The organism is Janthinobacterium tructae (assembly GCF_006517255.1).
In the GTDB taxonomy this organism is placed as follows: domain Bacteria; phylum Pseudomonadota; class Gammaproteobacteria; order Burkholderiales; family Burkholderiaceae_D; genus Janthinobacterium; species Janthinobacterium tructae.
This window is the reverse complement of sequence record NZ_CP041185.1, coordinates 2,303,496-2,324,877: the sequence shown is the minus strand read 5'-3', so window position 1 is coordinate 2,324,877 and position 21,382 is coordinate 2,303,496. Positions and strand designations below refer to the sequence as shown.

Annotated in this window: 21 protein-coding genes; 14 read left to right on the top strand and 7 right to left on the bottom strand. The window is 62.1% G+C overall.

The genetic code is table 11. The annotated features are described in order from the left end of the window. Window positions 1-9: 9 nt before the first annotated feature. The 3 genes from FJQ89_RS10165 to dapC form a co-directional block, all read right to left on the bottom strand. Window positions 10-1,557, bottom strand: a complete 1,548-nt coding sequence (locus tag FJQ89_RS10165) for an FAD-dependent monooxygenase (RefSeq protein WP_141170096.1) — start codon at window positions 1,555-1,557, stop codon at window positions 10-12. 122 nt (window positions 1,558-1,679) lie between these two features. Beyond that, window positions 1,680-2,507, bottom strand: coding sequence for a 2,3,4,5-tetrahydropyridine-2,6-dicarboxylate N-succinyltransferase (gene dapD / locus FJQ89_RS10160; protein ID WP_086145961.1), 828 nt, complete (start codon window positions 2,505-2,507; stop codon window positions 1,680-1,682). 17 nt (window positions 2,508-2,524) lie between these two features. Then, window positions 2,525-3,754, bottom strand: coding sequence for a succinyldiaminopimelate transaminase (gene dapC / locus FJQ89_RS10155; protein ID WP_141170095.1), 1,230 nt, complete (start codon window positions 3,752-3,754; stop codon window positions 2,525-2,527). Between the two features lie 260 nt (window positions 3,755-4,014). Here dapC and tsaB point away from each other — a divergent pair, with 260 nt between their 5' ends. Genes tsaB through FJQ89_RS10135 form a run of 4 tightly spaced genes read left to right on the top strand, consistent with a single transcriptional unit; the run spans window position 4,015 to window position 7,052 of the window. Then, complete coding sequence (gene tsaB, locus FJQ89_RS10150) at window positions 4,015-4,740, top strand: tRNA (adenosine(37)-N6)-threonylcarbamoyltransferase complex dimerization subunit type 1 TsaB (RefSeq protein WP_168208433.1); 726 nt, start codon at window positions 4,015-4,017, stop codon at window positions 4,738-4,740. Beyond that, window positions 4,737-5,246, top strand: a complete 510-nt coding sequence (gene rimI, locus FJQ89_RS10145; protein WP_141170094.1) for a ribosomal protein S18-alanine N-acetyltransferase — start codon at window positions 4,737-4,739, stop codon at window positions 5,244-5,246. The genes tsaB and rimI overlap by 4 nt, the downstream gene beginning before the upstream one ends. Then, window positions 5,243-6,121: a uracil-DNA glycosylase gene (locus FJQ89_RS10140; RefSeq protein WP_141170093.1), complete on the top strand. Its 879-nt coding sequence runs from the start codon at window positions 5,243-5,245 to the stop codon at window positions 6,119-6,121. Before rimI ends, FJQ89_RS10140 begins: the two co-directional genes overlap by 4 nt. After that, on the top strand, window positions 6,114-7,052 hold the full coding sequence (locus FJQ89_RS10135) for a DUF1853 family protein (protein ID WP_243136502.1): 939 nt from the start codon (window positions 6,114-6,116) through the stop codon (window positions 7,050-7,052). The genes FJQ89_RS10140 and FJQ89_RS10135 overlap by 8 nt, the downstream gene beginning before the upstream one ends. Window positions 7,053-7,112: 60 nt before the next feature. Here FJQ89_RS10135 and lplT read toward each other — a convergent pair whose 3' ends face one another. Beyond that, the gene (gene lplT, locus FJQ89_RS10130; protein WP_141170091.1) at window positions 7,113-8,375 is read right to left on the bottom strand and encodes a lysophospholipid transporter LplT; all 1,263 of its coding nucleotides are present in this window, start codon (window positions 8,373-8,375) and stop codon (window positions 7,113-7,115) included. 247 nt (window positions 8,376-8,622) lie between these two features. Here lplT and alr point away from each other — a divergent pair, with 247 nt between their 5' ends. The 4 genes from alr (at window position 8,623) to fliD (ending at window position 13,223) form a co-directional block, all read left to right on the top strand. Next, the gene (alr, locus tag FJQ89_RS10125; RefSeq protein ID WP_141170090.1) at window positions 8,623-9,702 is read left to right on the top strand and encodes an alanine racemase; all 1,080 of its coding nucleotides are present in this window, start codon (window positions 8,623-8,625) and stop codon (window positions 9,700-9,702) included. 74 nt (window positions 9,703-9,776) lie between these two features. Continuing rightward, window positions 9,777-11,153: a DNA repair protein RadA gene (gene radA, locus FJQ89_RS10120; protein ID WP_141170089.1), complete on the top strand. Its 1,377-nt coding sequence runs from the start codon at window positions 9,777-9,779 to the stop codon at window positions 11,151-11,153. A 182-nt stretch (window positions 11,154-11,335) separates the two neighbouring features. Beyond that, window positions 11,336-11,605, top strand: coding sequence for a PilZ domain-containing protein (locus FJQ89_RS10115; protein WP_141170088.1), 270 nt, complete (start codon window positions 11,336-11,338; stop codon window positions 11,603-11,605). 232 nt (window positions 11,606-11,837) lie between these two features. Continuing rightward, window positions 11,838-13,223 carry a flagellar filament capping protein FliD gene (gene fliD, locus FJQ89_RS10110; protein ID WP_141170087.1) on the top strand — a complete coding sequence of 462 codons (1,386 nt, stop codon included), beginning with the start codon at window positions 11,838-11,840 and terminating at the stop codon, window positions 13,221-13,223. A 112-nt stretch (window positions 13,224-13,335) separates the two neighbouring features. On the opposite strand, the gene FJQ89_RS10105 is transcribed toward fliD, so the two are convergent. Next, the gene (locus tag FJQ89_RS10105; protein ID WP_168208432.1) at window positions 13,336-14,136 is read right to left on the bottom strand and encodes an AraC family transcriptional regulator; all 801 of its coding nucleotides are present in this window, start codon (window positions 14,134-14,136) and stop codon (window positions 13,336-13,338) included. A gap of 100 nt (window positions 14,137-14,236) precedes the next feature. Here FJQ89_RS10105 and FJQ89_RS10100 point away from each other — a divergent pair, with 100 nt between their 5' ends. From FJQ89_RS10100 to FJQ89_RS10090, 3 genes are all read left to right on the top strand, one after another. After that, on the top strand, window positions 14,237-15,487 hold the full coding sequence (locus FJQ89_RS10100) for an MFS transporter (RefSeq protein WP_141170086.1): 1,251 nt from the start codon (window positions 14,237-14,239) through the stop codon (window positions 15,485-15,487). A 32-nt stretch (window positions 15,488-15,519) separates the two neighbouring features. Then, a complete protein-coding gene (gene rraA / locus FJQ89_RS10095) occupies window positions 15,520-16,014 on the top strand; it encodes a ribonuclease E activity regulator RraA (RefSeq protein WP_141170085.1) in 495 nt (164 codons plus the stop codon). A gap of 152 nt (window positions 16,015-16,166) precedes the next feature. Further along, a complete protein-coding gene (locus FJQ89_RS10090) occupies window positions 16,167-16,808 on the top strand; it encodes a choice-of-anchor C family PEP-CTERM protein (RefSeq protein WP_141170084.1) in 642 nt (213 codons plus the stop codon). Between the two features lie 52 nt (window positions 16,809-16,860). On the opposite strand, the gene FJQ89_RS10085 is transcribed toward FJQ89_RS10090, so the two are convergent. Continuing rightward, a complete protein-coding gene (locus FJQ89_RS10085) occupies window positions 16,861-17,256 on the bottom strand; it encodes a MerR family transcriptional regulator (protein WP_141170083.1) in 396 nt (131 codons plus the stop codon). Between the two features lie 80 nt (window positions 17,257-17,336). Between FJQ89_RS10085 and FJQ89_RS10080 the strand changes: the two genes are divergently transcribed. From FJQ89_RS10080 to FJQ89_RS10070, 3 genes are all read left to right on the top strand, one after another. Further along, window positions 17,337-17,774 (top strand): hypothetical protein, encoded by a 438-nt coding sequence (locus tag FJQ89_RS10080; RefSeq protein ID WP_141170082.1) that lies wholly within the window; start codon window positions 17,337-17,339, stop codon window positions 17,772-17,774. 333 nt (window positions 17,775-18,107) lie between these two features. Continuing rightward, on the top strand, window positions 18,108-19,679 hold the full coding sequence (locus tag FJQ89_RS10075) for a DUF4153 domain-containing protein (RefSeq protein ID WP_479723895.1): 1,572 nt from the start codon (window positions 18,108-18,110) through the stop codon (window positions 19,677-19,679). 173 nt (window positions 19,680-19,852) lie between these two features. Beyond that, a complete protein-coding gene (locus FJQ89_RS10070) occupies window positions 19,853-20,158 on the top strand; it encodes a hypothetical protein (protein ID WP_141170080.1) in 306 nt (101 codons plus the stop codon). A gap of 365 nt (window positions 20,159-20,523) precedes the next feature. Here the strand turns inward: FJQ89_RS10070 and FJQ89_RS10065 are convergent, their stop codons facing one another. Then, entirely contained in the window at window positions 20,524-21,363 is an 840-nt protein-coding gene (locus FJQ89_RS10065; RefSeq protein ID WP_141170079.1) for an MBL fold metallo-hydrolase, read from the bottom strand. Between the last annotated feature and the right edge of the window lie 19 nt (window positions 21,364-21,382).

Below are 21,382 nucleotides of genomic sequence, written 5' to 3'. Positions count from 1 at the left end.
TGATTTCCCCTACACGGGCCGTGGCGCCGCCTTGCCTGTCTCCGCCGGACCGAAATGCAGGCCCAGCCGCAAGGCCAGCGCGCGCAGGGCGCCGCTTTCCTGCAGGTGCAGGGCCAGCGCGATGTGGCCGTCGGGGCGCACCAGGTAGGCCGCGTCGCGCCCAAGGCCGGCCAGCTTGGCGGCCACGTTATAGGTGTAGCAATGCACGGGCAGTTTCAGCACGCGCGCCTCGTTCAGCAGTTCGGGCGCCGGCTCGCCATAGATGTGCAATTGCCAATCCATGCTGCGCAGGGCCGTAAAGTTGTCTTGCGTGCCGTCCGAGAACCACGGCAGGCGGTCGCCGCCGCGCAGATATTCCGCATGGCCCGCGGACAGGGCGCTGTCTTCATAGCTGATCTGGATTTGCGACACGGTCTGGAACAGCAAACGGCGCGCCCGCCCGAAGCCCGAGAGGAAGGGCAGCGCGTGGGGCACCAGCCAGCGGCGCAGGAATTGCCCGGCGATTCCTTGCGCGACGATGGCCTGGAAGGCACGGTCGGTGGTGGCGACGAGCTTGCGGGCAAACACGATGCGCTCGCTTTCATAGGTGTCGAGCAGGGCATCGCTGCTCTGGCCGTGCAGCTTTTGCGCCAGTTTCCAGGCCAGGTTGACGGCGTCGCCCAGGCCCGTGTTCATGCCCTGGCCGCCCACGGGGCTGTGCAAATGGGCCGCGTCGCCGAGGATGAAGCAGCGCCGTTCGCGGAATTGCGCCGCCACGCGGTGATGCACTTTATACGTGGAAAACCAGTTCACATGCTCGACCTGGATGCCCAGCAAGGTTTGTACCTGTTCGCGCACATCGTCGAAGACGGGCGCCGGCGCGCCATCGGGACGGTCGGGCAGGATGCCGATCAGGCGCTGCATGCCGCTGGTGCGCACGGGCAGCATCAGGGCGAAAGAGTTCGCGCCCAGGTGGGCGTGCAAATCCGTATTGTTGCCGGCCACTTGCGCATCGGCCACATAGTACAGATGGTCGTAGGTGCCGCCAGAGAACTCAAAGCCGGCGATCTCGCGGACCTTGCTGCGGGCGCCGTCGCAGCCGCAGATATAGTCAAACGTGCAATATTGGCGTTCGCCATCTTTCAGCAGAATGGCTTGCACTTCGCTATCGTCCTGCGTCCACAGGTCCAAAGTGACGTTCCATTCCACGTGCACGCCGGCCGCCGCCAGCTTGCTGATCAGGAAGCGCTCATGCTCGTCCTGCGGCAGGCTCAGCACGAAAGGGTAGGGGCTCAGGCCTTCGCCGATCTCGCCCAGCGCCAGTTTTACCAGCTCCTCGCCGCCTTCGTGGATGTGCATGGCATTGATCTTGATGCCCAGGCTGACCAGCTCGTCGGCAAAGCCCAACTGCTGGTAAAACTCCAGGGTGCGCGCATGCACGGCCATGGCCCGCGACGCCTGCCCGGGGCCGCTGTTTTTATCGATGATGCGGCAAGCTACGCCATGGCGCGTCAGGCGCAGCGCAAGCATGAGGCCGGTAGGACCGGCGCCGACGATCAATACGGGAGGAGTATTCATGCCATCCAGTATAGGACAGGATGAGAAGCGGGGGCGGGACGATTGAAGTTGCTCGCCAGAAATGAAAATGTCCCGCCGAAGCGGGACATTCAGGGTGCGGCGTGCGCCTTGCGGCGCAGTAATTAGATGCCGCGCAGCAGTTCGTTGATACCTGTTTTCGCGCGGGTTTTTGCATCCACGCGCTTGACGATGACGGCGCAGTACAGCGAGTACTTGCCGTCTTCCGAAGGCAGGTTGCCCGAGACCACGACGGAACCGGCTGGCACGCGGCCGTAGGTCACTTCGCCCGTGGCGCGGTCGTAGATCTTGGTCGACTGGCCGATGTACACGCCCATCGAGATGACCGAGTTTTCTTCGACGATCACGCCTTCGACGATTTCCGAGCGGGCGCCGATGAAGCAGTTGTCTTCGATGATGGTCGGGTTCGCTTGCATTGGTTCCAGCACGCCGCCGATGCCGACGCCGCCGGACAGGTGGACGTTCTTGCCGATCTGGGCGCAGGAGCCGACGGTGGCCCAGGTATCGACCATGGCGCCTTCATCGACGTAGGCGCCGATGTTGACGTAGGACGGCATCAGCACGACGTTCTTGGCGATGAAGCTGCCGCGGCGGGCGACGGCTGGCGGTACCACGCGGAAACCGCCCTTGGCGAAGTCTTCGGCGGTGTAGTTGGCGAACTTGGTCGGCACCTTGTCATAGAACTGCATCGTGCCATCCGATGGCAGGACGACGTTGTCTTCCAGGCGGAACGACAGCAGCACGGCTTTTTTGACCCACTGGTTGACAACCCAGTCGCCCGTGGTTTTTTCCGCCACGCGGATGCTGCCGTTGTCCAGGCCATTGATGACGTGGGAGACGGCATCGCGCAGTTCGGCGGTGCCGTTGCGCGGATTGATCTCGGCGCGGTTTTCCCAGGCCTGGTCGATGATGGTTTGCAGTTGTTGGCTCATGATGATGTCTTGTTTATTTAGTTGGTTGATGCGGATGCGGAAAGCTGCTGGCAGAATTTTACTATGCGCAATGCCGCTTCCAGCCCTTCGGCCGTTTCGGCCACCAGGGCCATGCGGATGCGGTTGCGGCCCGGATTGATGCCGTGCGCGTCGCGCGCCAGGTAGCTGCCAGGCAATACCGTGACATTATATTCGGCGTACAGGCGTTGCGCGAATTCGGTGTCGGACAGTCCCGTGCGGCTGACGTCGGCCCACAGGTAGAAACCGGCGTCCGGCAATTGCACGTCCATCACCGCTTGCAGCAGCGGCGTAATGGCGTCGAACTTGGCGCGGTACTTGGCGCGATTTTCCTCGACATGGGTTTCGTCGTTCCAGGCCGCGACGGAGGCCGCCTGCACGGCAGGGCTCATGGCGCCGCCGTGGTAGGTTCGGTAGAGCAGGAATTTTTTCAGCACTTCCGCGTCGCCGGCGACGAAGCCCGAGCGCATGCCTGGCACGTTCGAGCGCTTCGACAGGCTGGAAAACACCACCAGGCGCGCATACGGACGTTCGATCGTGGACAGGCCCAGCATGTGCGCCGCCTGCAGCGCGCCCAGCGGGGGCGTGTCGCCGTGATAAATTTCGGAATAGCACTCGTCGGCGGCGATGACGAAGTCGTAGCGCTCGGACAGGGCGAACAGGTGTTCCCAATCCGTCAGGGTGAGCACGGCGCCCGTCGGGTTGCCGGGCGAGCACAGGAACAGCAGCTTGACCTTTTCCCACACGGACGCGGGCACCGCGTCGTAGTCGCAGCCGAAATTGCGTGCCGGGTCGGAATTGACGAAATACGGTTCGGCGCCGGCCAGGTAGGCTGCGCCTTCATAGATCTGATAAAACGGGTTCGGACTGATCACGAGCGAACCGGCCGACGGATCGATCACCGTTTGCGCCAGCGCAAACAGCGCTTCGCGCGAACCGTTCACGGGCAGGATTTGCGTGGCAGGATTGAGCTTGGGGATGCCATAGCGGCGCTCCAGCCAGCCGGCGATGGCGGTACGCAAGGCTTCCGAACCGATGGTGGTCGGATAGCTGGCCAGGCCGTGGATATTGTCGACCAAGGCTTGCTCGATGAAGCTTGGCGTCGGATGCTTGGGTTCGCCCATGCCCAGGCTGATGGGCGCATACTCGGGGTTGACCGTCACGCCGGCAAACAGCTGGCGCAGCTTTTCGAATGGATATGGTTGCAGTTTGGCAAGAAGTGGATTCACGGAGCGGACCAGGGCAAGAGTGGAAAGACGATGTTGCTGAGCGATGTTGCTTGGTAATTTTGCTTAGTAATGGCTGAACGGGCTGAGCGATTGCTTGGCACGGCAGACGTGATGCCGGTCAAATAATAAGCTGCGTCTTTCATTATAGCCGTCCTCGCGGGCCCGCTGTGCAAGCCGCATCGGCCTGATCGCTGTCCGGCTGCTCCATGCCTGCCGCAGCGGGGAGTGCCGCGCCATGGCGCGGCAAGGTAAAATACGCCATGCCTATCTTACTTCCCACCCTGCTTGCTATTGAAACTTCGTCCGAACTCGCCTCCTGCGCCTTGCTGCGCGGCGATGTCATCCTGTCCCGCGCCTCGTCGGGCGTGCGCACCCATTCCCAGTCGATCTTGCCGATGGTGCAGGAATTGCTGGCCGAAGCGGGCGTGACCCTGGCGGACGTGGACGCCATCGCCTACGGCTCCGGTCCCGGCTCGTTTACGGGCGTGCGCACGGCCTGCGGCATTGCGCAAGGCCTGGCCTACGGCGCCAAGCTGCCTGTCGTGCCCGTCGTGACACTCGACGCCATGGCGCTCGCGTGCCACCAGCAGCATGGCGCGCAGCACATCGTGACCGTGCTCGACGCCCGCATGGGCGAAGTGTACTGGGCGCAATATGATTACCAGGATGGCTTGCGGACCGTGTTGCCACCGGCCCTGAGCGCGCCGGCCGGCGTGGCGCCGCAAGGCGACGTGGTCGGCTGCGGCAACGGTTTTGGCGCCTACGCCGAAGCGCTGGCCGCACTGCCGTGCGCGGCCACGGCCGACGCCGCCATCATGCCGCACGCCGTGCAAGTGGCGCAATTGGCGCGCATCGCTTTTGCCGCCGGCCAGTTTGTAACGGCGGCCGAGGCGCAGCCTTTGTATTTGCGCAACAAGATCGCCTTTACGAGCGCGGAACGGCAGGAGATGCAACTGGCCAAGGCCGCTGCGGAGTCGGCGCAATGATGGAGGAGGGCAAGGATGCAGTGACGCAGGACGACAGCGCGGCAGGCTGGGACTTGCTGCGCCTCGACTACCAGCCGATGGTCGAAGCTGACCTGATTGAGGTGCTGGCGCTGGAGCAGCGCGTGTATCCGCATCCCTGGACGCATGGCAACTTCGTCGATTCGCTCAAGAGCGGCTACCCGGCCTGGGTGCTGCGCGACGTGGACGGCACCCTGCTTGGCTACTTTTTATTGATGCTGGTGGTCGATGAGGCACACCTGCTCAATGTGGCCGTCGAGGGCGCCATCCAGGGCCAGGGGCTGGGTCGCTTCCTGCTGAACCAATCCTGCGCCTGCGCGCGCCAGCTTGGCATGGAATCGATGCTGCTGGAAGTGCGCCCGTCGAACCTGCGCGCGCTCGATATTTACCAGCGCTATGGATTTGAACAGATCGGCCGGCGCAAGGGATACTATCCGGCGGCCAACTCGCAACGTGAGGACGCCATCGTGATGCGTTATACCTTATGAGCCGCAGCGCCGTTTTCCTCGATGAAATGGGCGTCGGTCCCCTGTGGCGTTTGCGCCAGGGTGCCGCGCCCGAGGCGCTTGATGTCGCCGTCGAGGCTGCCGTGGAGATGGATGTCGCCGTGGCGGCGCCCGTGGCCGAAGCCGTTGAAGCCGTGACCGCAGTGGTCACTGAGGTGGTCACCGAGGTGCAGGTCGAAATACCCGTCGCCGTTGTCGCTACGCCAGCTCCTGCCGCCGAGTCGGACGACACGGCCTGGTTCGACGATGCGCCCGCGCCCGCGCCAGTGAAGCAGCTCAGCGACACCGACATCGCCACCCTCGACTGGGAAGGCTTGACGGCCGCCGTCGCCAAATGCGCGCGCTGCGACTTGTGCAAGACGCGCAAGGGCGTCGTCATGGGCCGTGGCGACCGCCAGGGCGCCTGGCTGATGCTGGCCAGCAGTCCGTCGCGCTTGGAAGAACGGGAAGGGCTCGCCTTGCCGGGCGAACAGGGAAAATTGCTCGACAATATGCTCAAAGCCATCGACCTCGAGGCGGGCCGCGACGTGTACATCACGCACTTGCTGAAATGCCGTCCGCTCGACGAGGCGGGGCAGGAACGCTTGCCCACCGAATCAGAGTCGGCCGCCTGCCGCCCGTATTTCGAGCGCGAACTGGCCCTGCTGCAACCGCGCACCATCGTCACCCTGGGTTCCATGGCCGCTGCCGGAATCAAGCCCGGTGAAAAACCCGTACGGGGCAAGGTGCGCCAGCTGGGCAGCGCCTCCGTCGTGGCCACCTTCCACCCGGAAATGTTGCTGCAGGATGCGACGGGCAAGGCCAAGGCGCGTGCCTGGGCCGACCTGTGTCTGGCGAAAAGCACGGACGGTGGTTGATACGGCTGTCGCTACCTTTCAGGTCCGCTTCGAGCGCCGCTGGGGCCATCTGACGCACCCCCGCGTGCGTGCACTGGCCTGGCTGCTCGACTCGCCAGACTTGCTGGACCCTGCCAGCGCCCACTGGGGTGGGCGCATCGCCAGCTTGCCTCCCGTCACGCCTGCCGTGGCGGCATGGCTGGGGGCGCTGCAAGATGATCCGTCGCCGCTCGATGCGGCGCTGGGGCCGAAATTCTATTCCCGCCTGGGCCTGTACGCTGAAAAGCTGCTGGCCTTTTATTTTGAGCAGCACGGCGTGCTCGCTGCGCATGGCTTGCAAGTGCAGGTGAACCGCAACGATACGGTGGGCGAGTTCGATTTCCTGCTGCGTGACGGGAACGATCTGCTGCACTGGGAATTCGCCACCAAGTTCTACCTGCTGGAAGGCGCGCCCGATCCCGGCATTTTCAACCACTTGATCGGCCCCAACCTGGCCGATACTTTGGGCTTGAAAATGCGCAAAATTATCGACAAGCAACTGGCCTTGTCTCGCCACCCGGCTGCGCAAAGCTTGCTGGCCCAGCCCGTGCGCGCGGCGCAGGCGCTGGTCAAGGGCTGGCTGTTTTATGCTCCGGACGCCACGCCCGCCGTGGACGGTATTTCCCATGAACATGGACACGGCTTCTGGTGCACGCCAACACAATTGCCGGCGCAGCGCTATGTCGTGCTGCCGCGATTGCAATGGCTGGCGCCGTTCAAGGGGCGCGAGGTGGCAGTGCTGGACGACGATGCCTTGCGCGCGCAGTTGTCTGATCTGGCGCAACCGGTGATGGTGGCCACGGTGGACCATGTCGAAGGCTGGGAAGTGGAGCGCACGCGCGGTTTTGTCGTGCCCCATGACTGGACGCAGCAGGCTGCCGCGCGGCGAGTAACAGGCGCGCTACCTGCGTAGGTCGGGTAGGTCGGATGAGCGGGGCCGCCGAGGCGCCTAGCGCGTAATCCGACACCACCGTTAATGCTTGTGCTCGCCAATCAACGACATATTGTCATGCTCGGCCTGGTTCAGCTTGTGCCGGCGCATGATCATGTACATGGTGCCGGCGACGAACAGGCCGAACAGGGTGATGATGATATTGAGCGGCAGGTGCAGGCGGATCATGATGGAATATACGGCCAGCATGGTGAGAATCGACAGGTTTTCATTGAAGTTCTGCACGGCGATGGAATGGCCCGCACTCATCAGGACGTGGCCGCGGTGTTGCAGCAGGGCATTCATGGGCACGACGAAGAAGCCGGACAGGGCGCCGATCAGTATCAGCAGCGGGTAAGCGATCCACACGGAGTGCACTTGCGTCATCATCATGACGATGACGCCCATGGCGATGCCCAGCGGAATGACGGTCAGCGACTTGCGCAGCGGAATGAAACGCGCCGACAGCACGGCGCCGGCGGCTACGCCGATGGCGACCACGCCCACCAGGCTGGTCGCCTTGTCGAACGGCATGTTCAGCGACTGCTTGGCCCATTCCAGCACGATCAGTTGCAAGGTGGCGCCAGCGCCCCAGAACAGGGTCGTCACGGCCAGAGTGATCTGGCCCAGCTTGTCTTTCCACAGGATGGAATAGCAATTGGCAAAATCGGTGATCAGTTTGATAGGATTGCGTTCCTGGTGCGCATACACGCAGCCCGTGTCGGGAATCTTCAGGTTGGCCAGGGTCGCCAGCACATAAATGCCCACCACCACGCACAGGGCCGCTTCCGTTTTGTTGGCGATGCCCGTGTCGATCAGCGGGATGTCGATCGATAGCAGCATGTCGGACACGTGGCCGCTGACAAGCGCGCCGCCCATGACGGTGCCGAGGATGATGGAGGTGACGGTCAGGCCTTCGATCCAGCCATTCGCCGCCACCAGCTTTTCCGGCGGCAGCAATTCCGTCAGGATGCCGTACTTGGCGGGCGAATACACGGCCGCTCCGAAGCCGACGACCGCGTAGGCCAGCAAGGGATGCACATGGAAGAAGACGAGGGCGCAGCCGAAGATCTTGACCATGTTGGCGATGAACATGACCTTGCCTTTCGGCAATGCATCCGCGAAGGCGCCGACAAAAGCGGCCAACAGCACGTAAAACAGCACGAACGACAATTTGAGCAGCGGCGTGATCCACGCCGGGGATTTCATGGACACCAATAAATCGACGGCGACAAAAAAGAGGGCGTTATCTGCCAGCGAGGAAAAGAACTGCGCCGCCATGATGGTATAAAAACCACGATTCATTCTGGATTGCCTGAAATCATATCTGGCTTGCTTTATACCACGAAAAAACGGCAAACCCCAAGTTTGGGCGGGGTCGCTTTGCATAGTCTTGCCTAAGCGAAGCTTAATTTTTCTGCCGTAGAAAAATACACATAGATGTGAGCATTTTATAAATGATGTCCTCTGCACACGATCCTGGGCGTCTGCAGTGTCCGCTTACTGTGCATCCGGTAAAATACGGCTTTCCCACCCGCCGTGAACGACGCATATGCCCAGGCCCCTCATCGCCACCATCCATCTGGATGCCATGCAACAGAATCTGGCGCGCGCGCGTGCCTGCGCCCGCGGCGCCAAGGTGTGGGCCGTCGTCAAGGCGAATGCCTATGGCCACGGCCTGGAACGGGCCATGCGGGGCTTTGCCGACGCCGATGGCCTGGCGCTGGTTGAGGTCGATTACGCCGTGCGCTTGCGCGAACTGGGCTGGAGCAAGCCCATCTTGCTGCTGGAAGGTTTTTTCGACGCCAGCGATTTGCCGGTCATGGCGCAATATGGCTTGAATGGCAGCGTGCATTGCGAAGAACAGATCGCCATGCTGGCAGCGGCGCGCTTGCCGCACGCTATCGATGTGCATCTGAAAATGAATACGGGCATGAACCGCCTGGGCTTTACGCCAGATGCCGTGGCGGCTGCGTATGCGCGCCTGCGCGCCATGCCGCATATCGGCACGATCACCCTGATGACGCATTTCGCCAATGCGGACGAGGCGGCGCCCACGCGCTTGCCACTGGCCCAGCAGATGCTGCGTTTTGAAGCGGGCGCGGCCAGTATCGATGCGGCCTTGCCGCGCAGCCTGTGCAATTCGGCCGGCTTGCTGCTGCACCATCTGGACAGCGACTGGGTGCGCCCCGGCATCATGCTGTATGGCGGCACGCCCAGCGGCACGTCGGCGCAGGCGTTCGGCTTGCTGCCCACCATGACCTTGCGCAGCAGCATCATTGGCATCCAGGATGTCGCCGCTGGCGAAGTGGTGGGCTATGGCAGCCGCTATGAAGCGGCCGGCAATATCAAGGTGGGCGTGGTGGCGTGCGGCTATGCGGATGGCTATCCGCGCCATGCGCCCGAAGGCACGCCCGTGCTGGTCGACGGCGTGCGCACGGGGCTCATCGGCCGGGTCTCGATGGACATGCTGATGGTCGATTTGACGCACGTGCCCGGTGCGCGGGTCGGCAGCAGTGTGACCTTGTGGGGCCAGGGCCTGCCGATCGACGAGGTGGCGCTGGCCGCCGGCACCATCGGCTACGAGCTGATGTGCGCATTGGCGCCGCGCGTACCGGTGAACGAAGCGTAGGGTGACGCGGCAGCGCGGTTTGTATATACTGTATATATAACCAGCTGTTTCATTTTACCTGAGCAAAGTACACCATGGCAAAAGTCAAGACCATCTATACCTGCAGCGATTGCGGCGCCATCAGTAATAAATGGATGGGGCAATGTACCTCGTGCAACCAGTGGAACACCATGGTGGAAACACTGCCCGAAACGGGCGGCAACAACCGCTATTCGAACCCGCAGCACATGTCGCTGGCGCAGACGGCGCCCGTGCTGTCGCTCGACGATATCGATGCCATCGACGTGCCCCGCTTCGGCACGGGCATCGAAGAATTCGACCGCGTGCTGGGCGGCGGCATGGTGGCGGGCGGCGTGGTGCTGATCGGCGGCGATCCCGGCATCGGCAAGTCGACCCTGCTGCTGCAGGCGCTGGCCAACATGTCGCACCACAAGCGCGTGCTGTATGTCAGTGGTGAAGAGTCCGGCGCGCAGATCGCCCTGCGGGCCAAGCGTCTCCTCATCGATGCCAAGGAACTCAAATTGCAGGCCGAGATCCAGCTGGAAAAAATCCTCGGCACCCTGGCCGACCTGAAGCCGGAAGTGGTGGTGATCGATTCGATCCAGACCGTGTATTCGGACGCGCTCAGTTCGGCGCCCGGTTCGGTGGCGCAAGTGCGCGAGTGCGCGGCGCAGCTGACGCGCGCGGCCAAGCAGACCGGCGTGACCATCATCCTGGTGGGTCACGTGACGAAAGAGGGCGCGCTGGCCGGCCCCCGCGTGCTCGAACACATCGTCGACACGGTGCTGTATTTCGAGGGCGACGCTCATTCCAGCTTCCGCCTGGTGCGCGCCATCAAGAACCGTTTCGGCGCCGTCAACGAACTGGGCGTGTTCGCCATGACGGAAAAGGGGCTGAAAGGGGTGTCGAACCCGTCGGCGCTGTTCCTGTCGCAGCATGACAACCAGGTGCCCGGTTCCTGCGTGATGGTGACGCAGGAAGGCACGCGTCCGCTGCTGGTGGAAATCCAGGCCCTGGTCGATACCAGCCACTTGCCGAATGCGCGCCGCCTGTCTGTCGGCCTGGAGCAGAACCGCCTGGCCATGCTGCTGGCCGTGGCGCACCGCCACGCGGGCATCGCCGCGTTTGACCAGGACGTGTTCATCAATGCCGTCGGCGGCGTCAAAATTACGGAACCGGCGGCCGACCTGGCCGTGTTGTTGGCGATTAACTCGTCGATGCGCAACAAGCCCTTGCCGCGGGGACTCGTGGTGTTTGGCGAAGTGGGCCTGGCCGGCGAAATCCGCCCTGCGCCAAGGGGCCAGGAACGCTTGCGCGAAGCGGCCAAGCTGGGCTTTACCCTGGCCGTGGTGCCGAAGTCCAACCTGCCCAAGCAAGCGATCGAGGGTCTCAAGGTCATCGGCGTCGAGCGCATTGACGAAGCGTTTAACAAGTTGCGCGATCTGGAGTAAGAGTTGGTATGGTGTAAATGCCAATTTTGAGACAAGTCAAACAGAATTTCCGTTTAGAACTATAATATTTGTCCGATGGATTCGTCTCATGAATCCGCATCGACAATGCATAGCGAGAGAAGCGGAATACAGTGTCAGTTGAGCAAAGGCAGGGCGCACGCAAGATATTGCGTGCCAAGGCAATGTTGGTAATGGATGGCGCGGGGCCTGTAGCGGCGCGCACCCTCGATGTGGGGCCGGGCGGCATGGCGGCCGTCATCGCGGAACCGGTGCCGACAGGCAAGCAGGGCAAGGTGCTGTTCGAGTTGTTTTACGATGGCTCGGCACACATTATCGAGGCGCGCGTGTCCGTCTCGCACTGCATTTTCAGCAGTGCAGGTTTCAAGGTGGGACTCACTTTCCCGCAGCTGGACATGGCTGTCAGCAGTGCCATTTCGAAATTTATGCGTTGAGGCATGCCCGCAGAGGGGCGGCACATGAAATGCGCTATCATGGTGCATATGGGTTTGCAGTCAGGAAAAACTTGTTCTGTTCGCTGTTTTGATATTCCGGTAATACTGCATAATTATCAACCAGAAGAAGGACCTTGCCGCGCCACGCGCGCTTGCCGTCCGTTTCCAGCGCAGCGCGCGGTCATGACCTGAACCGTGTGCCATGACCTTACACCCGACGGGAATGCCCACCATGTTTAATTCGACCATCAACAGCAAGGCTTACACCAACAACGCGCAGCAGACGACGCAGGGCAGTATCTCGGCCGATGTGTATGCGAAGGTGGAGCGCCAGATGCAGTCGCAGAACACGGGTGTCGTCAAGCTCAATGCCAGCCTGGCGCGCGACCAGGCCAAATTCTCCGGCCTGGGCCAGTTGCAATCGGCGCTGGCGAAATTCCAGACCGTGGCCAAGAACATGGCCGGCAGCGGCCTGGCCACCTCGGCCACGTCCAGCAGCAAGGATGTGCTGAGCGCCACCACCACCGACAAGGCTGTCAGCGGCAGCCATGCCTTGGACGTCAAGCAGCTGGCACAGGGACAGACCCTGCAGAGCGGCGCGCAGAAAACCTCGAGCGCGGCGATCGGCACGGGGGCGCCCGCGCTGGTCAAGATCGAAGTGGGCGCGACCGACGGCAAGCAATTTACCCCCGGCAGCGGCAAGGTCATTTCGCTGACGATTGACAGCAGCAACAATAGCCTCGACGGCATCGCCGACGCGCTCAAGCAGCAGGGCATCGACGCCAGCGTGGTGAAGGGTCCGGATGGCTATGCGCTGGCCCTGAACGGCAAGAGCGGCGCCGACAGCAGCATGCGCATCAGCGTGTCCGGCGACGCAGCCGTCAGCAACCTGCTCAGCTATGCGCCAGGTGCCGGCAAGGGCCTGCAACAGACGGCCGCCGCGCAGGATGCGCTGCTCACCGTCGACGGCAAGGAAATCAAAAGCGCCACGAATACCCTGACGACTGCCGTCGAGGGCGTCACCATCGAATTGAAGAAAACAGGCACGACGGACCTCGTCATCGCCAAGGACAGCAGCCAGATCGCCAGCAACGTGGCCAGCTTCGTCACGTCTTACAATGAGCTCAACAGCAAGCTGCAGAGCCTGCAGCAGGGCGATTTGAAATCCGATACGGCCCTGGGCCAGGTGCGTTCGCAGATGGAGCAAGTGCTGCGCACTGCCAGCACGGGCGTGCCCGCTTCCATCCTGGCCAGCGCTGGCGTGACCCTGGGCAAGGGCGGCGAGCTGGTACTCGACGATAAAAAACTCAAGGCCGCCATCGCCGCCGATCCGGACGCCGTCAGCAAGCTGTTTACGAATAACGGCAAGGGCGTGGCGGACCAGTTTTCCAGCAAGATCGGTGAACTGACGGGCGAAACGAGCATCATCCGCAAGGAAGTGCAATCGGTGGGCAAGGACATCACGACGCTGAACAACAAGAAAGCCGTGCTGGCCAAGGCGCTGACGGCGCAGGCGCAGGCACTGGTGAAGGCGTATTCGGCTCAGGAGCAGATGGGCACGAACTCGGCCCTTCCGGGCTATACGGGCAAGAATTCCCTCTTCGACTTCATGGCTTAAGAGCGCACCGCTACAGCGCCCATGGCGGCGTTGCACCGCCTTGCCGTACTAGCGTACTGCCTGCGGCGCTGCGCCTTGCCCTGAGCGCTGTATCGGCGTGCTTTCCAGTTGGCTAGATTCTGTCGCCCTGCGCAAAGAAGGCCGATGGCGAACTGCCGAAAGTCTTCTTGAACATGGCGGAAAAGGCCGACTGGCTGGCGTAGCCCAGTTCTTCGGCCACCTGCGACAGCGGCACGCCGCGCGCGATCAGGGGCGCCGCGTGCGCCAGGCGCACCTGCTGGCGCCACTGGCCAAAACTCATGCCCAATTCCCGTTCGAACAGTCGCGCCAGGGTACGCTCCGAGGCGCCGACCTGCTGCGCCCAGTGTTCCAGCGTCTGGTTCAAGCCGGGCTTGTCGATCAGGCTGTCGCACAGGGTCTTCAGGCGCTTGTCGCTGGGCAAGGGCACGCGGATGGGACGCGTGTCCGAGCGTTTCAGCTCGTCAAGGATCAGTTCGGCCAGCAGCGCCTCGCGCGCCGGCTCCTGGCCCGGGTCCAGCTGTTCCAGCGCCATGATCAGCTGGCGCAGCAGGTTCGACACTTCCAGCACCTTGCAATCGCGGCCCGCGAACGGCGCGCGCGCGGCATGGATGCACAGGGGGCGCAAGCGGGTTTTTTCCAGTATCGTGACGGCATGCTCCACGTTCGGCGCGATCCAGATCGCGCGCATGGGCGGCAGCACCCAGCTGCTGTTGTTGGCGGTAATGCGCAGCACGCCTTCGAGCGCCATGGTGACCTGGCCCCAGGGGTGGCTGTGCGGTAATAAAAATTCATCGGGTTGCAGGTCGCGCGCGACCATGGTCACGGGGATGGTCGCACTGGGCGCCTCCCTTGGCGGACACATGCGGGTATGGTGGAGGATAGGTACACCCATCAGCTTGGCCTTAATTCGATAAATTATGTCGTTCTGTCGGAAAACAGACGATGGTATTTTGCATACACTTGAGCTTCACCAGTATAAGACAGGGTATGACATGATAACAACTAACTCGGCAAGGCACTTGCCACCGCAGTCCCCGCCAACCTTGCGCAGCGACGCGCGCGTCATCGCCCTGGTGGGGCTGGCGCATGGCATTTCGCACTTCTACCACCTGATCCTCGCGGCCCTGTTCGTCTGGCTGAAGCCCGCCTTCGGCCTGTCGTATGCGGAACTGGGCCTGCTGATGACGGTGTTTTTCATCATCTCGGGCGTGGGGCAGGCGCTGGCCGGCTTTGTCGTCGACCGCTTCGGCGCGCGTGCCGTGCTGTTTTCCGGCATATTCTTGCTGGGTGTGTCGGCGCTGGCCCTGTCCACCGCGCACAGCTATGCTGCGCTGATGCTGGGCGCCATGCTCGCCGGCATGGGTAACAGCGTGTTCCATCCGGCCGACTATACGATCCTCAACCAGCGCGTCTCGGCGGCCCGCGTGGCCTACGGCTTTTCCGTGCATGGCATCAGCGGCAACATCGGCTGGGCTCTGGCGCCTCTGTTCATGACGTACGTTGCCACCCAGTATGACTGGAGAATCGCGCTGCAATGCGCGGCCGTGCTGCCGTTCGGCGTGCTGCTGATCCTGTTTTTGAACCGCCACGCCATCCGTCCCGAGCCTGTCAAGCAGGCCGCGCCGGGCCAGGCGGGCGGCGGCGAAGGCACGCTGGACTTTTTGCGTTTGCCGGCCGTGTGGATGTGTTTTGCCTTCTTCTTCATTACCGCCATCGCCCTGGGTGGCATCCAGAGCTTTGCCAGCGTGGCTCTGGTCAAGCTGTACGGCATGAGCCTGGCGCTGGCCACCAGCGCCTACACGGCCTACATGCTGGCTTCGGCCGTGGGCATGCTGGCCGGCGGCGTGGTGGGCGCGCGCAGCACGCAGCCGGACCGCAACGTGGCGATCGCCTTTTCCGCCGCCGCTCTGCTGGCCGTGCTGCTGGCCATGGCAGTCGTGCCGGCCTGGGGCGCGGTGGTGCTGATGGGCGCCATCGGCCTGACGTCGGGTGTGGCGGGACCGTCGCGCGACCTGATGATACGCGCGGCGGCGCCGAAGAATGCCACCGGGCGCGTGTATGGCGTCGTGTATTCGGGCCTCGACAGCGGCCTGGCCGTGGGGCCACTGTTCTTTGGCACGCTGATGGATGGCGACCATCCGGCCTTGCTGTTCGTCTTCATCGGCGTGTTCCAGGCGCTGGCGATTGCCACGGCCGTTGGCGTGGGCGGTAAAACACGCGCCGCGGCGCTGCAAAAGGCATAGAATCGTTGCCATCTGCCACTCAAGGAGTTCCCATGACCTTTGCCACCACCGATTTGTGCGACGACCATGCAGCCATGCTGGACGATGGCACCCTGGCCGTGCTGCCGCCCGTGTACCGCGCTTTCGGCCAGCGCGTGCGCTTCAGCGGCCCGGCCACCACCTTGCAAGTGTTCGAAGACAATGCCCTCGTGCGCAGCACCCTGGAAACGCCGGGCCAGGGCCATGTGCTGGTGATCGATGGCGGCGGCAGCCTGCGCCGCGCGCTGGTGGGCGGCCAGCTGGGCGTGCTGGCGGAGAGCAACGGCTGGGCAGGCATCGTCGTCGATGGTTGCATCCGCGACAGCGAAGAAATCAATGTCTGCCAAATTGGCGTACGCGCGCTGGGCACGCATCCGCGCAAGAGCAACAAGACGGGCGCCGGCCAGCGCGACGTGCGCGTGCAGCTCAGCGGCGTGGCCGTGCATCCGGGCGACTGGATCTACGCCGACGCGGATGGCATCCTGGTGGCGCGCCAGGAACTCGATTGAACTGTTCTCTTCCGGGAGGGGGGCGTGTGTTGAAAATGTTGCATATTGTCCACGTTAAATATATTTTTGCAAAGTTCTTTGTTTTTCATCATGACTGAGATATGATTTCACTTAAGGTAACTTTAATATCAACAGAGCAAGGAAATCAGACCATGAAAATCGCCACCATCGCAGCAGTTGTCGCTCTGTTTGCAGCAGGCACCGCCAGCGCCGGCCCCGTCAACCTGATCACGAATGGCAATTTTGAAACGGTCGCTGACGGCTATACCTTTAACAGCGGTTTTAAAGTCATCAACAACGGTTCGTCGGCCCTTACGGGCTGGACTGTGGGCGCCAGTTCCGTCGACCTTATCCGCAATGCCTACAATGCCATCGATGGTTACAGCATCGACATGCTGGGCACACCTGGTCCAGGTTTCCTCTCGCAAAGTTTCAGTGTCGTTGCCGGTCAGAGGTATAACCTGAGCTTTGACATGGCGCGCAATTCCAGCGGCCCCGCAGGCCAGGGCGTGGCGGTCAGCTTCGGTGGCGTGGCCGGTAATTTCTACTCGACGGCTGCCGCCTCGAACACCTTGTCCAGCAACACGCTGAGCTTCACGGCCGCTTCCACCGGCCTGGCGACCCTGTCGTTTGCCAGCGCCGCCAAGGCCGGCACGCCGTTCGACAATTTCTCGGGCGCCGTGATCGACAACGTGTCCGTGATGGCCGCCGTGCCGGAACCGGAAACCTACGCCATGCTGCTCGCTGGCCTGGGCCTGATGGGTTTCCTGCGCCGCCGCAAGGCCGCCAAGTAAGCCTGGTTTTGTCCGAGATCAAACCGCCTGCTGCCATGCACAGGCGGTTTTTTTACGCCAGGTTTAGTTGCGCTGCATCGGCCTCTCCCCGCAACGGACACGCCGCCGCCTCCGGCTCCAGCCGCCGCGCCAATTCGCTGCGCAACTGCGTCAATCCCGCGATGCGCGCATCGATTTCACCCAGCTTGCGCGCCAGCGCCGCACGCAGCAGTTCCGCTGTGGCGGGATCGCCGGCGGCCGCCAGCAGCGGCATGTCCGCTTCGATTTCGGCCAGGGTAAAGCCCAGCTGCTGCGCCGTGCGCAGGTAGCGCAGCCAGTCGGCCGCCTCGGGCGGGTAGTCGCGGTAGCCATTCGCGCCGCGCCGCGCGCGCAGCAAGCCCCGTTTTTCATAGAAGCGCAGGGTATCGCGGCTCAAGCCCGTCGCCTGCGCCATCTCGCCGATCTGCATGGATTTTCTTTCATAAAATGCTTGACCATGGAGTGTACTCCAACCTTGATCATGGGCGCTTTCCATCGATAGGAGTTGCCATGTTGTCCGTTTCCGCTTTCCGCCGCCTGGTGCGCGCCAGCGCCATTTATGATGTGCTCATGACGGCCCCGTTTACCACGCCGTGGACGTTTTTGCTGCTGCGCGAGCACTTGAGCGCCCTCAACGTGGACCTGGGCGGCGTGCCGTTACCCGTCTTCGGACCGTTTCATCTGCTCATCAGCAGCTTGTTTGGCAGCGTGGTGATGGTCTGGTCGGTGCTGCGCATGCTCGACCCGCAGCCGCGCTTCGGCCGCTATGACGCGGCGGCGCGCTACCTGTTTTCCACCTGGATGGCGTGGGCGTTGCTGGTCACGGGCCAGCCCGTGCTGTGGCTGTTCATCGTGCCGGAACTGGCCTGGGGCCTGGCGCAAAGCCTGCCATTGCACCCCGGCGTAGGCACGGGGGGAGGGCGGCCGCACGAATCGCTGTTGAGATGACTATAACGAAATGCAATAATGGCCGTGCTTTACAGCAATAAACGACTCTAAGGGATGACTATGCAGCAGGATGCCGCAGGAAAAAACATGGCGTTGCTCGATCCGGTGGTGGCGCCGCGCATCGCGGTGACGCGCCTGGTGACGGGCCTGCTGCAAGGCTTGCTGCTGTACTGGCTGTACAGCACGGCGCAAGACAAGGTGTGGCCTGCCACGGAAGCCTACCTGCTGGGCCCGTTGATGCTGATCAGCCTGCTGTTGCCCATCCTGCTGGTGTCCAGCCTGGGCCACATGTCGGCGAAGCGCATCGGCCTGTGGATGGCCGGCGCGGCCGTCGTGCTGGCCGTGCTGGCCTGGCATGACGTGGCGCGCGGCGCCGAGCACGTGATCTGGGGCAATTACAAGCCCGGTGCGCCGCTGCGCGTCATTTCCGCCCAGCTGTTCGGTTTTTGCGTGGTCGGTTTCTATATCGCCCACGCGCTGGTGCTGGCCAGCGCCCAGGATGGCCAGCGCATCGCCCGCTATCCCACGTATTTTGAAATCGCCTGGAAGCTGGGCATCCAGTTGCTGTTTTCCCTGCTGTTCGTGCTGGGTCTGTGGCTGGTGCTGTGGCTGGGCGGACAGTTGTTCCTGCTGATCAAGCTCAGTTTCCTGAAAAAATTACTGGGCCAGGCCTGGTTCGTGATTCCCGTCATCTGCTTCGCGTTCTCGTTCGCCATCCACATCACCGACGTGCGCCCATCCATCGTGCGCGGCATCCGCACCCTGCTGCTGGTGCTGCTGTCGTGGCTGATGCCGATTGCCGCCGTGCTCGTTTCCGGTTTCCTGCTGACCCTGCCCTTCATCGGCTTCGAGCGCCTGTGGGCCACGCGCCATGCGGCGTCCGTGCTGCTGGGCATGGCCGGCGTGCTGGTGGTGCTGATCAATGCCGCCTTCCAGAATGGCGAAGTGGGCCATGGCGTGGCGCGCGGCATCCGCCTGGGCACGCGCCTGGCCTGTCTGCTGCTGCCGTGGGTGGTGGGCATCGCCATCTATGCACTGACGCTGCGCGTGATGTCGCATGGCTGGACGGCCGACCGCCTGATCGCTGCCGCCTGCCTGCTGGTGGCCACCTGCTACGCCGCCGGCTATGCCTGGGCGGCCAGCAAGTATGGCGACTGGCTGCACCTGATCGCCAACGTCAACGTGGCCACCGCCTTTGTCACCCTGCTGGTGCTGTTCGCCCTGTTCTCGCCGCTGGCGGACCCGGCGCGCATTTCCGTGGCCAGCCAGATGGCGCGCCTCGACAGCGGTAAAGTGAGCGTGGACAAGTTCGATTTCGAATACCTGCGCTTCCAGGGCGCGCGCTATGGCCAGGCGGCCCTGCAGGAATTGACGAAACGCACGACGGGGCCGGATGCGGCCATCGTGCGGGCCCGCGCCGAGGCCATGCTCAAGCGCCAGAACCGCCTCGACGAGACGGGCGCGCTGAGCGACGTGTCGATCAACCTGACCCTGCGCCCGGGCACGGCGAAGTTGCCGGACAGTTTCCTGCGCCAGGACTGGACACAAGTGAGCCCGGCCTGGCGCCTGCCCGCCTGCTTGAAGCGGGCAGGGCCCCAGTGCGATGCCTACCTGCTTGATTTCGACGGCGATGGCAAAGAGGACGTGTTGCTGATCAGCAATGACCCGCGCGCCTCGTCGGTATTGCTGGCGGAAAAGGAAGACGGCAGCTGGACCGCGCGCGGGCAAATCCCCACCGATGCCCTGCGCTGCAAACCGCTGCGCGAGAAACTGCAGGCCGGCGAGTTCCAGCTGGTGCCGCCGAAGGTGCGCGAACTGGAAGTCGACGGCCAGCGCGTGCCGATGACTTTATATACGCCAGAGGATGAGGTCAGCTGCCCGGATGAGACGGTGCCGTCACCGTAAACGGCAGAGAGAAGACTTGGCGCGGCGAACAAAACCTTCATCCTGCCATGAGGGCAACAATTTTGTGCGCTGAGCCATTCCGACAGTCCGCAGCCAAAAGCGGACCAAGTCAATTGAAATAAGGAGGTGGTGTGTCAGTCGCAGATGAGTTTTGCAAGGCACTGGATAGGGGGATGGCCGAACTCAGCGATGATGAGTGGTCTGTCACGAAGATCAGAGAGCGCGCGCTTATTGGCGTGGCCCCAAACGACGCATTCGGTAGCATTTCCGGGGTTTTGAATTTAGCAGGCAAGCAGCCAGACGAATATGCTTTCGTATCCTGCTGTTGGTTTGCGATGGATTTGGTGAGACTCAGTGATACGACCGAGCCTCCATCGGGTGTGGCGGAAGTGTTGATTTCACTGCAACCAGCAGCAAAGAAATTTGGAGCTGCTAACGAGTTAAAAAATATTGCTAACTGGTATCGGCTGACAATTTGAAGCAACGTCAATAGGCCACTACCGGCCAAAAGCGGACCTTTTGCATGATTCCATAACCGCTCTTGAGAGCCGCCTGATGCATGTACGTCAATTTGGAACATTTGGTAAGCAATTTGGCCTCATTAAAGGAGGTTGTGAAATGCTGTCGCAAGGTTTTCTCGACTGGCAAATGACGTTCCTGCCAGAGCGCGGCATGCGGCTTACTGAGGAACCGATAGCGGGAACGATAAGCGATGCGCTCCGCAAACTTCTACCCCGTACTGTGCCCATTGTCACAAGATATCTTTTCTGGCCGCTGAATGTGGAATGGACATTGTATTTTGACAATGGACGGCTTGGCGCATCGCAGGCATCTGTACTGGCCGCTAAGCTTCGTAGGCTATCCTGTAGAGATTGCCTTTGCGTTGAATGCGCGCGAAGCCGAGTTCGCCAAGGTGCATGCCGGCGATGAGGATGTTGTCCGAGCTGACCACATCCAGCAGTTTTGAACGTGTTTTGGCTGAAAGAAGCGGATCTTGATCGAATGCAATGGATACGTCGGGACGCGCAATCTGGATTTGAGGGAAATGAACAATATCCCCCCAGATCAACAGGCTGCGATCAGCGGATTCGATGCGATAACCAGAATGCCCTGCGGTATGCCCCAGTAGGGGCATGGCAATAATACCTGGGAGAACTTCATTATCGGTAAACAGGCGCATTTTTTCCCTATACTGGTCAAACACCTTCCGAGCAAACAGAAAGTTTCCGCGAGCACGCTCACTGGCTCGGCTGAGATTGCTATCGTCTTCCCAGAAAGAAACCTCATGCTGGTGGATCACTAACTCCGCATCGGGAAAGGCTGCTTCTCCTGACGAATCAAGCAGCCCCCCGACGTGATCGGGATGTGCATGTGTCAGAAGAATCGTGTCGATGTCGGAGGGTTGTACACCAGCCAGTGCAAGATTCACTTTCAGCTTGCCACCCCATTGCTTGAATCCACCTGCACCTGCATCAATCAAAATTGTGCGGCCCCGGCCGCGAACCAAATAGCAGTTGATATGAATGGAAGAGGGGTCGTTCACACCTGCGTCTTGCTGCAACTTTGACGCATCCAATAAATCGATATTGGAGAGTAAATCGAGACTGGCGGAAAGGTATCCGTCACTGATGGCCGTGATCGAAAACTCCCCAATCTGCTGGCTTGGAAATTGCGTGTGATTCATTGCCGTACTCCTATCTACT